The sequence below is a fragment of the Nocardioides sp. GY 10113 genome (assembly GCF_004919105.1).
Taxonomy (GTDB): domain Bacteria; phylum Actinomycetota; class Actinomycetes; order Propionibacteriales; family Nocardioidaceae; genus Nocardioides.
Map to the genome: position 1 here is coordinate 216,840 of NZ_STGK01000010.1, position 12,360 is coordinate 229,199.

The window sequence follows — 12,360 nt, forward strand, 5'->3', positions numbered from 1 at the left end:
CCCGCCCTCGCCCCGGGGCCGCCGTGCTGGCACAGTCGGAGCCATGATCCTGATCTGCGTGAAGTGGAAGGTGAAGCCGGAGCACGCCGAGGCCTGGCCCGAGATCACCCGCGAGTTCACCGAGGCCACCCGGGCCGAGCCGGGCAACAGGTTCTTCGAGTGGTCGCGCAGCCTCGACGACCCGAACGAGTACGTCCTGATCGAGGGGTTCGACGACGACGCCGCGGTGCCGCACGTGACCTCGGCGCACTTCAAGAAGGCGGTCGCCGAGCTGCCGCAGTACGTCGCCGAGACGCCACTGATCCGCAACCTCCAGGGGCAGCCGGAGGAGTGGGACGTGCTGGCGGAGTTCCAGGCACCCTGAGCCGCCGCGGCCGGCACCATGGTCTCGCGGCTCGGCTTGGTCTCGAGGCTCGGCGCCGGGGCGCCTCGCACCTCGACCGGCGGCAGCTGCGCCGTCAGGCGTGGGTGCCGCCGTCGACCCGGACCTCGGTGCCGGTGACGAACGCGGCGTCCGCGCTGGCCAGCATCGCCACCACCGACGCGACCGCCGCGGGGCCGGCGAAGCCGTCGCCGATCGCCGGCAGCAGCTTGCCGAACAGCGCGTAGTCGGCGTCCTCGGGCAGCCCGGGGCCCACCGACTGGCGCGCCCTGCCGGTGCCGTCGGTCATGCCGGAGGAGATCGAACCCGGCTGGACGCTGTTGAAGCGCAGCCCGCGTCCGGCGTACTCGATGGCGAGGGCGTGCGTCATCGACTGGATGCCGCCCTTGCTGGCCGCGTACGCGGCCATGTACGGGTGGCCGAACTCCGCCGAGGTGGAGCTGAAGTTGACCACCGCCGGCGCGTCCCCGGCGAGCAGCGCCGGGATCGCCTCGCGGGTCACCAGGAAGGTGCCCACCAGGTTGACCCGCAGCACCCGCTCGAAGTCGGCCAGGGACGTCTCGTGGGTGTGCGAGGAGCGCAGGATCCCGGCGGCGTTGACCAGCGCGTCGAGGCCGCCGAGCGTCGCCACCGCCGAGGCGACCCCGGCCACCACCGACGATTCGTCGGCCACGTCGAGCACCAGCGTCGTCAGCCGCCGGGTGTCGCCGGCCAGCTCCGTGGTGTGCCCGAGCCCGTCGTCGCTGACGTCGGCTGCCACCACCCGGCCGCCCTCGGCCAGGAGGCGGAGCACCGTCGCCTGCCCGATGCCCGACCCGGCTCCGGTGACCAGGACCCGCCGGCCGTCGTACCGCTGCATGGTTGCCCCCTCGCTCGTGACCACCGCCATTGTGGCCGCGCGGACGGGCCGGCGCAGGCGGTCAGTTGAGGACGACGATGCCGGCGTTGAGCGCGGTGGCGAAGGTGACCCAGGCCAGGTAGGGCACCAGCAGCCACCCGGCGACCCGGTCCCGCCGCCAGCACAGCACCAGCGTGACCGCGAGCGCGCACCACAGGACGAGGATCTCGGCCAGCGCCACGGCGTACCGGTCGGCGGAGAAGAAGAGCGGTGTCCAGGCCAGGTTCAGCAGGAGCTGTACGCCGTAGGCGACCTGCGCGCGGTCGAGGCCGGCGACCCGCCAGGTCCGCCAGGCGGCGACGGCCATCAGCACGTAGAGCACCGTCCATGCGGGGCCGAAGAGCCAGGACGGCGGCGCGTAGGGCGGCAGCTCCAGCGCCGCGTAGGTGTCCGTGGCCGAGGACGCGGCCAGCCCGCCGAGACCGGCCACGACGGCGACGGCGACGAGGTGGGCGAGGAGCACCAGCGCGCTGGTGCCCCGTCCGGCGCCGTGGGCGGCGTGGCGACTCGCGACGTGCGTGCTCATGCCTCGCAGTCTTCCCAGCCCGGGCCCGCTGACACCCGGTTCGCACGGCGGATCAGTTGAGCACCACGATCCCGCCGTTGAGGGCGGAGGTGTAGCCGACCCAGCCCAGGTAGGGGCCCATCAGCAGCCCGGCGATCCGGTCGCGGCGCCAGAAGAGCACCATCGTCGCGGCGATGGCGCACCAGAGCACGGCGATCTCGGCGAGCGCGAGGCCGTGCAGGTCCGCCGCGAAGAAGAGCGGCATCCAGGCCAGGTTGAGCAGCAGCTGGGCGACGTAGAGCACCTGCGCCCGGTCGAACCCGGCGGCCCGCCAGGCGCGCCAGGCCGCCACCGCCATCAGCACGTAGAGGGTGATCCAGGCCGGCGGGAAGAGCCACGCCGGCGGCGCGTACGGCGGGAGGTCGAGCTCCTGGTAGGCCTCGGTCGCCGCGGAGGCGGTGATCCCGCCGACGGCCATCACCTCGGTGACGGCGAGCAGGTGCCCGAAGAGCACCATCGCGCTGGCGCCTCGGACGGAACGGCGACTGCCAGAAGATGGGCGCATCTGTGTCGTCATGTCCACGTGCCTTCCCGTCGCGAGTGACCGTAACACCCGATTTATACCTATTTTTGACGATGACGGGTTTCCCGTTCCCGCTCCCGGGTAGACGACCGCAGGTCCGCCAGTCCGAGAGGAGCCCGAGATGCCGCAGGACAGGACCCCGGGTCCGAGCGTGAAGAACCCCGAGCAGTACGAGGCGCTGCGCGACCAGGGCGCCTCGAAGGAGAAGGCCGCCCGGATCGCCAACGCGTCCGCCGCCGAGGGGAAGTCGACCATCGCCAGGCGCGGCGGCCGGGCCGGCTCCTACGACGACTGGACGGTCGACGAGCTGCGCGAGCGCGCGGCCGAGCTCGATATCGACGGCCGGTCCTCGATGACCAAGGACGAGCTGGTCGCGGCCCTGCGCGACCGCTGACGGCTCACCGACCGCCCGCTCCTGGACGCTCCTCGAGGGCGAGACCGGCTCAGGGCCGCGGCCAGGGCCGCCCGTCGCGCTCCTCGATGGAGCCGTTGAAGCGGCGCAGCAGCTCGGCCAGCGCGGCGACGTCCTCCTCCGGCCAGGCCCGGAGCACCTCGCCCAGACCCGCCAGCTTGCGACGACGGTCGTGGGCCAGGTGCGCGGCGCCCTGCTCGGTCACCTCGAACTTGCGGGCGAGCCCACCGTCCGGGTCGGGGATCCGGCGCACCAGGCCCTGCTCGACCATCTTCGCGGTCTGCCGGTTGAGGGTGGAGGCGTCGAGGCCGAAGGCGTCGGACAGCTGGCCGATCGACATCGGCCCGTCGACCTGCAGCCGGGTGATCAACGTGTACGCACTCTTGTCCAGGTGCAGCCCGTACGCCGCGTCCCGCGGCGCCAGGTGCCGCCCGAGGATCATCGCCTCGAACTCGATGTCGGCGAGGTCCACGTCGCGTGCGGTCGTTGCCTGCGGGCCGCTCATGGCGGGAACTGTAGCAACCACAAGTCGTGCATCGTGCACGAAATGTGTACTGTGCACATTCGTGAGCCAGACCGCCCCTCCCGCAGCGCCCCCAGCGGCGCCCGTCGTCCGATCGGGCCCCGTCGTGCTGGTGCTGGCCTGCGCGGGCATCACCGCCGCGATCACCCAGACGCTCGTGATCCCGATCCTCGGCGACCTGCCGGAGCTGCTGGACACCAGCGCCTCGAACGCCTCGTGGGTGGTCACCGCGACCCTGCTCGCGGCCGCCGTCGCCACCCCGGTGAGCGGTCGCCTCGGCGACCTCTACGGCAAGCGCAGGATCATGCTGGCCTGCTCGCTCGTGCTCGTCGCCGGGTCCGTCATCGGCGCCCTGGCCGACTCCGTGCTCCCGATGATCGTGGGCCGCGGCATGCAGGGCGTCGGCATGGGCCTGATCCCGCTCGGGATCAGCGCGATGCGCGACCTGATCCCGGCCGAGAGGCTGGGCTCCTCGATCGCGCTGATGAGCGCCTCGATGGGCGTCGGCGGCGCTCTCGGCCTGCCGATGGCGGCGGCCATCGCCGAGCACGCCGACTGGCACGCGCTGTTCTGGGTCGCCACCGCCGCGGCCGTGATCGTGACGGCGCTGATCTACTTCCTGATCCCGGCGACGCCGGTGACGGCCACGGGGCGGTTCGACCCGATCGGCGCACTCGGCCTCGGCATCGGCCTGGTCTGCCTGCTGCTCGCCATCTCCAAGGGTGCCGACTGGGGCTGGAGCAGCGCCGCCACCCTCGGCTGCCTGGCAGCCGCGGTGATCGTGCTGCTCGCCTGGGGCGCCTTCGAGCTGCGCATCCCGGCACCGCTGGTCGACCTGCGGGTCACCGCACGGCCCGTCGTACTGCTGACCAACATCGCCTCGATCGTGCTCGGCATGGCGATGTACGCCCAGATGCTGCTCACCCCGCAGCTGCTGCAGCTACCCGTGGCGACCGGCTACGGCCTCGGCCAGAGCATGCTCGGGATGGGCCTGTGGATGCTGCCCGGCGGTTTCGTGATGATGCTCGTCTCCCCGCTCGGCGCGAAGATCTCCCACGCCCGCGGCCCGCGGATCACCCTCGCCCTCGGCGCCGGCGTGATCGCCGTCGCCTACGGCCTCTCGCTCGCACTGATGGGCTCGACCTGGGGCCTCCTCGTCGCGATCTGCGTCGCGAACGGCGGCGTCGGCCTGGCGTACGGCGCGATGCCCGCGCTGATCATGGGCAGCGTCCCGCTGTCGGAGACCGCCTCGGCCAACAGCGTGAACACGCTGATGCGCTCCATCGGCACCACCACCTCCGCGGCGGTGATCGGCGTCGTCCTGGCCCAGATGACCACCGACTTCGGCCCGTACACGCTGCCGAGCGAGGACGCGTTCCGGACCGGCTTCCTCATCGGCGCCGGCGTCGCGGTGCTGGCCGCCGCGACCGCCCTGGCCATCCCGGCCCGGGCCAGCCGGGAGGCCGAGGACTCCATCGAGCACGAGGTCGCGGACCTCGACGAGATCGTCGCCCCGCCGGCGGACTGACCCCGACGCACCAGGCCGCACCCGGCCGCACCCGCGAGCCCCGCGACCGATCCCGGTCGCGGGGCTCGCGGCGTTCGGGGCGTGCTGGATTCCTTGATCGCGCCCCCACCCCGCCGATCTCCCCGACAGAGGCCCGAGTGCGGGCCGAGGAGGGAACGCCGACGAGCGACGGCGCTCCCACGAGGAGGGGAGCACCGATGGTGATGCAGGACAGCCCCGTCGCGACGACGGAGACGACCGGGACCGACGTCCTCATGGGCACGGACGCGGCGGCGCGCCCGGGACGCCACCGGCTCGGATGGACGGCGGCCTCGCTGGCGCTGGTGGGCGCGCTCGTGCTCGCGGTGCTCCTCAGCCTGCGCACCGCGACCTCGATCGCGTCGACCGAGGTCGCCTCGGTCGATCGCCTCGACCCGGCACCCGCGGTCGCGGACCCCGGCGCGGAGCCGCTCGCGGCCACCGACGCGGCACCCTCGGTGCCGTCGGTCATCCCCGCCGACTTCCCGCTCGCCCACGGACAGTCAGCCGACGACGAGGCCACCAGGCCGGAGCCGGGCGAGGGCCTCGAGGGCCGGGCCGCGCCCGAGATCTGCGGGATGCAGGTGGCCGCCGGGCACGGCGAGGTCGACCGCCTCTCCTCCGTCGGGTACGACGGCGAGCCGGTCGACGAGCGCGACCTGCTCCTCTTCGCCGACGCGGACGCGGCAGCCGGCTACCTGGCGAGCGTCCGCTCGGCGGTCGCGGAGTGCCGCGTCGATCGGAGCACCGACGGCGGCAGCCCCGTCCGGTTCGCCGTGCCGTCCCACACCAGCGGCTACGACGACCTCTACGTGACCGCGACCGGCGCGGCCGACGGCACCTACCACCTGCTCCGCGTCGGGGCAGCCGTCCTGGTCCGCTACGCGGCGCCGATGCCCTTGCTCGGCACGGACGAGTACCTCACGCTGCTCACCGACGAGAACCGGGCGATCGCACTGGAGATGTGCGTCTTCACCGCCGCTGGCTGCAACTGACCCGCAGCGCACGTCCGGTCGGTCGGCAGCCGCCGACCCCGGGGCTCACGCGGGAGCGACCGGCTGCCGCAGGATCGTGCGCAGCTTCTCCGGCGCCACCCGGCGCGGGTCGCCGAGGTAGATCTCGTGGTGCTTGCCGGTGGGCCGCAGGCCCGCGGCGGCGATGTGATCCTCGTGCATCCGCGCCAGCACCGGCCCCTCCGCGTCGTACGGGCCGAGGTGCAGCGTCTGCACGCAGCGGCCCTCGGCGAGGGTCTCCAGGCGCACCTCGCCGAGGGCGTCCGGCGCCCCCTTGGCCGCCACGGCCGCGAGCGCGTCGGCGACCATCGCCGGCGTGATCCAGTCCGGGGCGAGGATCATCATCGTCCAGTCCCACCGGGACTTGTCGCGCGCGACGGTGAAGGAGTCCATGTCCTCGGCCCACCACAGCCCCTCCAGAGGCATCACCACGTAGTCGCGGCCGAGCGTGCGCTTGCTGGCGAACTTGAGCGCGAAGGCGACGGGGTAGAGCGCGGCCAGCGCCGCGGCGTACTCCGGGGAGGTGTTGGGGTCGCCGTGACCGTCGACCATCAGGTACTGCAACGGCGGTACGTCGACGAGGCGGAACTCGCCGCGCCGGGCGCGGTAGGCGTCGATCTCCTTCTTGAGGTCGACCTTGGCGGTGGCCCCCGTCGCCGCGTCAGTCATCGGGCTAGTCATCGGGCTCAGTCATCGGGCTCAGTCATCGGGCTCAGTCATCGGGGTGGCCGGCGGCCCGCTCGACGTTGTGCTTGAGCACCTTGAGCATCCGCGCCTGCATCACCCACACCATCGCCGGGAACAGGAAGCCCACCACGCGGCCGACCCAGTCCGGGTAGAACGCCTCGTAGCCGCCGATCACCAGGCGCGTCCGACCGCCGGGCAGCGGCCTGAGGTCGAATCCCCAGAGCCCCTCGCTCCACGCGTAGGGCCGCGGGTCGTCGCGGCGCAGCGGGTTGCCGAGCAGGTCGCTGGCGCCGTAGAGGCCGAGGAACCGCTCCGGCTCGAGCCGGACCACCTCCCACGCGTCGACCGCGCCGTAGGCGTTGGTCCAGTACTTCACGTGGTCGCCGACCTCGAGGTGCTGCCACTCGGGATGGACGTGGCGGGCGCTGGGCCGGCCGCCGTTGTCGAGGTGGTCCCAGGAGTACCAGCCGGCCCGGTCGCCGCCGAGCTGGACGAGCCAGGGCCAGACCTCCTCGGGCGGGGCCTCGATGGTGGTCGCCATCGTCGCCCCGCGACGTCCGCCGCGGATCACGTCGGCGCCCGGGAACGGCCCGTTCACCTCGGCGGCGGTGGCACCCCAGGTGCGCAGCCGCGGGCGGACCGCGACGCCGTAGACCACCGTCCCGGCCACGGCGGCACCGAGCGCTCTGCGCGGCCACCCCATGCATCGAACCTAGGGGTGGCCGCCGACCGGGGCAACGCCCGATCGGCCCAGCCGGGCGGGACCTTCGTGCCGCCCGCGCCGCCCGGGCACCCCGAAGCCGCCGGTTCCCGCCCCCGGTCGGGAACCGGGTCAGCCCTCGCGGCGTGCCGCCTGGCGGGCCAGCTCGGTGCGCGCGAGCGCGTTCTTGTGCACCTCGTCGGGGCCGTCGGCGAACCGCAGGGTGCGGACGCCGGCGTACGCCGCGGCGAGGTCGAAGTCCTGGGAGAGCCCGCCGGCGCCGTGGGTCTGGATCGCCTTGTCGAGGATCCACTGCACGGTGGCCGGGGTGGCGATCTTGATCGCCTGGATCTCGGTGTGGGCGCCCTTGTTGCCGACGGTGTCCATGAGCCAGGCGGTCTTGAGCACCAGCAGCCGCAGCTGCTCCAGCCGCACCCGGGACTCGGCGATCCAGTCCCGGACCACGCCCTGGCGGGCCAGCGGCTTGCCGAACGCGACGCGGGCCTCGGCGCGCTCGCACATCGCCTCGATCGCGCGCTCGGCGATGCCGATGGAGCGCATGCAGTGGTGGATCCGGCCCGGGCCGAGCCGGGCCTGGGCGATGGCGAAGCCCGCGCCCTCCTCGCCGATCAGGTTGCTCACCGGGACGCGGACGTCGGTGAACGCGAGCTCGGCGTGGCCGCCGTGCTCGTGGTCGTCGTAGCCGAAGACCTCCATCCCGCGCTTGATCTCCAGGCCGGGGGTGTCGCGCGGGACCAGCACCATCGACTGCTGGCGGTGCCGGTCGGCGGTCGGGTCGGTCTTGCCCATCACGATGAAGATCCGGCAGTTCGGGTTCATCGCGCCGGTGATCCACCACTTGCGGCCGTTGATCACGTACTCGTCGCCGTCGCGCACGATCGACGTACCGATGTTGGTGGCATCGGAGGAGGCGACGTCGGGCTCGGTCATCGCGAACGCCGAGCGGATGGTGCCGTCCAGCAGCGGCTCGAGCCACTCCTTCTTCTGCGCCTCGTCCCCGAACATCTCCAGCACCTCCATGTTGCCGGTGTCCGGGGCGGCGCAGTTCATCGCGGCCGGGGCGAGGTGCATGGCGCGGCCGCTGAGCTCGGCGAGCGGCGCGTACTGGAGGTTGGTCAGGCCGCCGCCGTGCGGGTTGTCGGCGCCCGGGAGGAAGAGGTTCCACAGGCCGCGGCTGCGGGCCTCGGCGCGCAGGTCGCCGAGGACGGGCGCGCTGTCCCACGCCCAGCGGTCGGAGAGCGCGGACAGCTGGTCGCGGAAGACCGGCTCGGCGGGGTGGACGTGGGTGTCCAGGAAGTCCCGCAGGTTCTCCTGCATCTCGATCGTGCGGGCGTCGTGCGCGAAGTCCATCGGTGGAGGCTCCTTCGGTGGAGGTGATGGTGGGCGGGAGGCGGCGCCGCGTGCGCGCCGCGGGGACGTTCGGGTCGCTCAGACGCCGCCGCTGAGCAGGATGCCGCCGTCGACGACCAGCGTCTGGCCGGTCATCCACGCCGCGTCCTCGCTGAGCAGGAACGCGACGACGCTGCCGATGTCCTCGGGCACGCCGAGGCGCTGGAGCGGGTAGGCCTTCGCGACCTGCTCCTCGCGGCCCTCGTAGAGGGCGCCGGCGAACTTGGTCTTGACCACGGCCGGCGCCACCGCGTTGACCCGGATGTCGGGGGCGAGCTCGACCGCGAGCTCCTCGGTGAGGTGGATCAGCATCGCCTTGCTGGCGCCGTAGAACGCGATGCCCGGCGCCGGGCGGAGGCCACCGACGGAGGCGACGTTGACCACCGAGCCGCCGTGCTCGCCCATCCACGCCCGGTGCGCGTGCTGGACCCAGGAGAGGGCGGCGATGCAGTTGACGTCGACGATCTTGCGGGCGACACCGGCGTCGAGCTCCATCAGGGGGCCGTACGCCGGGTTGATGCCGGTGTTGTTGACCAGCAGGTCGAGGCTGCCGAACGCCTCGATCGCGCGGGCGACGGTCTCGGCCTGGTGGTCGGTGTCGTCGGCGTGCCCGGCGACGCCGAGCGCGACGTCGGGGCCGCCGAGCGCGGCGACCGCCTCGTCGAGCGCGTCCTGCTTGCGACCGGTGACCACGACGCGGGCGCCCTCGGCGACCAGGCGCTCCGCGATGCCCAGCCCGATGCCGCGGCTGGCGCCGGTCACGATGGCGGTCTGCTGCTCGAACCGGTGGGCGGGCTGTGCGGTCATTCAGGAGCTCCTTTTCATACCATCTGGTCGGTATGTAGCATCGGCGGCGCGGCGGCGACTGTCAAGGGCCGCCCGGCCCTCGCGCGCCGGTCGGGAGCGGCTAGCGCGGCAAGACGCTGGCGAGCAGCAGGTCGGCGTACTGCTCGCCCAGCTGCTCCGCGCTCAGCGCCCCGTCCGGACGCCACCAGACCGAGATGTGGTGGACGGCGCCGAAGTAGTAGTCGACGACCAGCTCGGGGTCCACCTCGGCGCGGAACTCCCCGGCCACCTGGCCCTCGTGGACCATCGCCCGGAACGTCTCGTGGTAGCGCCGGCGCGCGCGCCGCACCTCCGCCTGCTGCTCGGCGGCGAGCTGGTGCAGCGACCGGAAGAAGATCGTGACGTCCGGCAGGTTCTCGATCACCGTCACCACCACGTCGGCGGCGGCACGGCGGACCCGCTCGGCCACCGGCGCGTCGAGCGCGGCGAAGCGCTCCAGGTTCTCCTGCTGCAGCCGCAGGACGCGGGCGTAGATCTCGTGCAGCAGGTCGTCCTTGGAGGAGAAGTAGTGGTACATCGCCCCCTTGGTCACCCCCGCCGCGGAGACCACGTCCTGCACCGACGTGCGCTCGAACCCCTTCTCGGAGAAGAGCCGCACGGCGGTCTCGACCAGCCGCTCGGGCACGCTGAGTCCGTCGACGGTGGTCGGCGGGCGACCCCGCCGGGGTGCGGTCGTGCCTGCGGAGTCGGCCCCGGCCTCGGTCGTGGGCTCGGACATGGAGCGATCATACCGACCGGTCGGGATGTAGGCCGGCTCCGTCGAATGTGCGACGTCGGACGCGCCGCGGCCCGGTCCCGTTCGGCGTGCGGAACCGGGGGCCGGGGCCCAGCGTCGGACCGCCATGAGACCGACGCTCCTCGCCGCGGCACTGCTCCTGCCCGCGCTCGCGGCCTGCGGAACCGCCACCGTCCCCGAGGACCAGCCCGCGGACCAGCCCGCGGGCCCATACGACGGCCCGTTGGTGGTCGCGCACTCCGACGCCGTCCACCCCGACGCCGGCGCCGCCGGCAACGTCGTCGACTGCCGGACCTGGGGCTCCGGCGGGCGCGCGTTCGGTCCCGGCGACCTGGACGCCGACGAGGTCTACGGGGAGGGGGCGACCGCCGACAGCCCCGAGGGCGCGCTCGAGACCGCCGCCGGCGAGGGCCTGTTCGGCCCCGTGCCAGGGCTGACACTGGTCAGGGAGGAGCCCGATCGGGCGCTGTTCGTGGTGCAGGTCGACGGCGTGGCGAAGCAAGCGGTGATCGTGCGCAACGGGCCCGCGACCGAGGGGGCCGGTGGCCCCGGCTGGTACCTGGAGTCGTGGGCGAGGTGCGACGCCTCGGAGCAGCCGCCGAGCTACGCGGAGGCCCGCGGCCTGGAGATCTGGACCGACGCCTCAGGCCGTCCCGCACCCACCACCGAGATCGTCTCGCGTCCCGGCCCCGAGCACTGCGACTGGCAGTCGGTCACCTTCCTGACCGTCGGCGACCTGACCTTCGCCAGCCGACCGATCCGCGGCCTGGCCGAGCGTTTCGCCGACGACGTCCCGGCGGGTCCGGTCGACGCGGGCCTCCCGGCGGATGCGCGCGACAGCGGCTACCACCGCGCGGATGCGGAGCTCTGGCTCGGGGCCGACGGCCGGACCGCCTTCCTCGTCGAGGGCGAGGACACCACCGCGTGGCCGCGGGTCCTGAGGCCCGTCCTGTGCATGTGAGCGGAACCGGTGGTGGGCCCCAGTCGTCGAAGCAGCACCCGACGAAGGAGTCCCCCATGCGCCCCCTCAGGACCACCACCGGCATCGCACCCCTGGCCGTCGCACTCCTGGCCACCGCGCTCGGGACCGCGACACCGGCCCTCGGCGCCCAGGCCGCCAACCCCGCCAGCGCCGCCCCGGCGGCGGTGCGTGCCACGACCTGCGTGCAGCAGGTCATCGACTACGCCCCCGGGGCGACCGGCAAGCGCACGCCACGCAAGGCGGCCCGGCCCTTCCTCGAGAAGGGGGAGCGGATGGTGGTGGTCCGCAACGAGCGATACCCCCGCCGCGCTCGCGTCCGCGTGTTCGACGCCGAGGGTGAACGGGTCGGGACGATCAAGGTCCGGCGCCCTCGGGGATGGCTCGTCGAGACGGTCACCCGCTGCGGCTGAGCCGGCGCGAGGTGGCGGCGCGGTCCGCCCCGAACCGCCTTGCGGCGATGGGAATCTGGGGCGGCTCGAGGTGGTTTGCGTGCCTGTGACCTGCGGTTTCATCGATGCTGGCTATCGAACGCCAGTTCTGTTACCGCGTAGAATCGGCGTACGCCGAGCTGCGACTGCGGACCATGGCGGCGTCTGGTGATGTGGCGGATGCGCGCGGGACGTGGCCGGGTGGCTGGCCCACCGCGCGAACGTCGAGGTCGCCCGGCTCCGGTCGGAAGGTCGGTTGGCCGAGGCGATCGACCAACGCTGGCCGAAGGTTGGTGAGGCGATGGCTCGCGGGCGGTTGTCGCTGGACCAGGCCAAGGTGATCGTGCACGCCCTGGACGCGCTCCCCGACCGGGTCGGCGCCGACGTCCGGTCCGACGCCGAGGCACGCCTGGTCGCGCTCGGCACCGGCGAGGCGCCCGAATGCGGCGGGTTGGGGATGCTGCCCCAACACCTCCGCGTCCTCGGTCGCCGGGTGCTGGACGTGGTCGCCCCCGCGGTGGCCGAGGACGAGGAGGCCCGCCGACTGCACGAGGAGGAGACCCACGCCCAGACAGCGCTCTCACTGCGGATGAAGCCGCTCGGCGACGGCGCCACCCGGATCACGATCACGCTCCCGGACGCGTCCGCGACCAGGTTGGCGACCTACCTCGACGCCCTCACCTCGCCCCGGTCCGGGGTTTCGAGGCTC

At 73.3% G+C, this 12,360-nt stretch carries 16 protein-coding genes; 7 read left to right on the plus strand and 9 right to left on the minus strand.

Features of this window, described 5'->3' with window-relative positions; all coding sequences use genetic code 11:
- Positions 1 to 43 precede the first annotated feature (43 nt).
- Positions 44 to 364 (plus strand): putative quinol monooxygenase, encoded by a 321-nt coding sequence (locus tag E8D34_RS13725; RefSeq protein ID WP_136595198.1) that lies wholly within the window; start codon positions 44 to 46, stop codon positions 362 to 364.
- A gap of 94 nt (positions 365 to 458) precedes the next feature.
- On the opposite strand, the gene E8D34_RS13730 is transcribed toward E8D34_RS13725, so the two are convergent.
- The 3 genes from E8D34_RS13730 to E8D34_RS13740 form a co-directional block, all read right to left on the minus strand.
- On the minus strand, positions 459 to 1,241 hold the full coding sequence (locus tag E8D34_RS13730; RefSeq protein ID WP_136595199.1) for an SDR family NAD(P)-dependent oxidoreductase: 783 nt from the start codon (positions 1,239 to 1,241) through the stop codon (positions 459 to 461).
- A gap of 61 nt (positions 1,242 to 1,302) precedes the next feature.
- The gene (locus E8D34_RS13735) at positions 1,303 to 1,806 is read right to left on the minus strand and encodes a TspO/MBR family protein (RefSeq protein WP_136595200.1); all 504 of its coding nucleotides are present in this window, start codon (positions 1,804 to 1,806) and stop codon (positions 1,303 to 1,305) included.
- Between the two features lie 52 nt (positions 1,807 to 1,858).
- Positions 1,859 to 2,302 carry a TspO/MBR family protein gene (locus E8D34_RS13740; RefSeq protein ID WP_136595201.1) on the minus strand — a complete coding sequence of 148 codons (444 nt, stop codon included), beginning with the start codon at positions 2,300 to 2,302 and terminating at the stop codon, positions 1,859 to 1,861.
- A gap of 187 nt (positions 2,303 to 2,489) precedes the next feature.
- On the opposite strand from E8D34_RS13740, the gene E8D34_RS13745 reads away from it, so the two are divergent.
- Positions 2,490 to 2,762, plus strand: coding sequence for a Rho termination factor N-terminal domain-containing protein (locus E8D34_RS13745; RefSeq protein WP_136595202.1), 273 nt, complete (start codon positions 2,490 to 2,492; stop codon positions 2,760 to 2,762).
- Positions 2,763 to 2,811: 49 nt separating this feature from the next.
- Here the strand turns inward: E8D34_RS13745 and E8D34_RS13750 are convergent, their stop codons facing one another.
- Positions 2,812 to 3,285 (minus strand): MarR family transcriptional regulator, encoded by a 474-nt coding sequence (locus tag E8D34_RS13750; protein WP_136595203.1) that lies wholly within the window; start codon positions 3,283 to 3,285, stop codon positions 2,812 to 2,814.
- 61 nt (positions 3,286 to 3,346) lie between these two features.
- Here E8D34_RS13750 and E8D34_RS13755 point away from each other — a divergent pair, with 61 nt between their 5' ends.
- Positions 3,347 to 4,831 (plus strand): MFS transporter, encoded by a 1,485-nt coding sequence (locus E8D34_RS13755; RefSeq protein WP_206056718.1) that lies wholly within the window; start codon positions 3,347 to 3,349, stop codon positions 4,829 to 4,831.
- Positions 4,832 to 5,028: 197 nt separating this feature from the next.
- Positions 5,029 to 5,844 (plus strand): hypothetical protein, encoded by an 816-nt coding sequence (locus E8D34_RS13760; protein WP_136595205.1) that lies wholly within the window; start codon positions 5,029 to 5,031, stop codon positions 5,842 to 5,844.
- Positions 5,845 to 5,889: 45 nt separating this feature from the next.
- Here the strand turns inward: E8D34_RS13760 and E8D34_RS13765 are convergent, their stop codons facing one another.
- From E8D34_RS13765 to E8D34_RS13785, 5 genes are all read right to left on the minus strand, one after another.
- Entirely contained in the window at positions 5,890 to 6,531 is a 642-nt protein-coding gene (locus tag E8D34_RS13765) for a GyrI-like domain-containing protein (protein WP_136595206.1), read from the minus strand.
- Positions 6,532 to 6,574: 43 nt separating this feature from the next.
- Entirely contained in the window at positions 6,575 to 7,252 is a 678-nt protein-coding gene (locus E8D34_RS13770; RefSeq protein ID WP_136595207.1) for a hypothetical protein, read from the minus strand.
- A gap of 129 nt (positions 7,253 to 7,381) precedes the next feature.
- Positions 7,382 to 8,620 carry an acyl-CoA dehydrogenase family protein gene (locus E8D34_RS13775; RefSeq protein WP_136595208.1) on the minus strand — a complete coding sequence of 413 codons (1,239 nt, stop codon included), beginning with the start codon at positions 8,618 to 8,620 and terminating at the stop codon, positions 7,382 to 7,384.
- A 78-nt stretch (positions 8,621 to 8,698) separates the two neighbouring features.
- Positions 8,699 to 9,466, minus strand: a complete 768-nt coding sequence (locus E8D34_RS13780) for an SDR family oxidoreductase (RefSeq protein WP_136595209.1) — start codon at positions 9,464 to 9,466, stop codon at positions 8,699 to 8,701.
- A gap of 100 nt (positions 9,467 to 9,566) precedes the next feature.
- The gene (locus E8D34_RS13785; protein ID WP_136595210.1) at positions 9,567 to 10,223 is read right to left on the minus strand and encodes a TetR/AcrR family transcriptional regulator; all 657 of its coding nucleotides are present in this window, start codon (positions 10,221 to 10,223) and stop codon (positions 9,567 to 9,569) included.
- A 124-nt stretch (positions 10,224 to 10,347) separates the two neighbouring features.
- Here E8D34_RS13785 and E8D34_RS13790 point away from each other — a divergent pair, with 124 nt between their 5' ends.
- From E8D34_RS13790 to E8D34_RS13800, 3 genes are all read left to right on the plus strand, one after another.
- Positions 10,348 to 11,202 (plus strand): hypothetical protein, encoded by an 855-nt coding sequence (locus E8D34_RS13790; protein ID WP_136595211.1) that lies wholly within the window; start codon positions 10,348 to 10,350, stop codon positions 11,200 to 11,202.
- A gap of 56 nt (positions 11,203 to 11,258) precedes the next feature.
- Positions 11,259 to 11,633: a hypothetical protein gene (locus E8D34_RS13795; RefSeq protein WP_136595212.1), complete on the plus strand. Its 375-nt coding sequence runs from the start codon at positions 11,259 to 11,261 to the stop codon at positions 11,631 to 11,633.
- Positions 11,634 to 11,844: 211 nt separating this feature from the next.
- Positions 11,845 to 12,360, plus strand: a 516-nt coding sequence (locus E8D34_RS13800; RefSeq protein WP_136595213.1) for a DUF222 domain-containing protein, incomplete at its 3' end; no start/stop codon positions are given.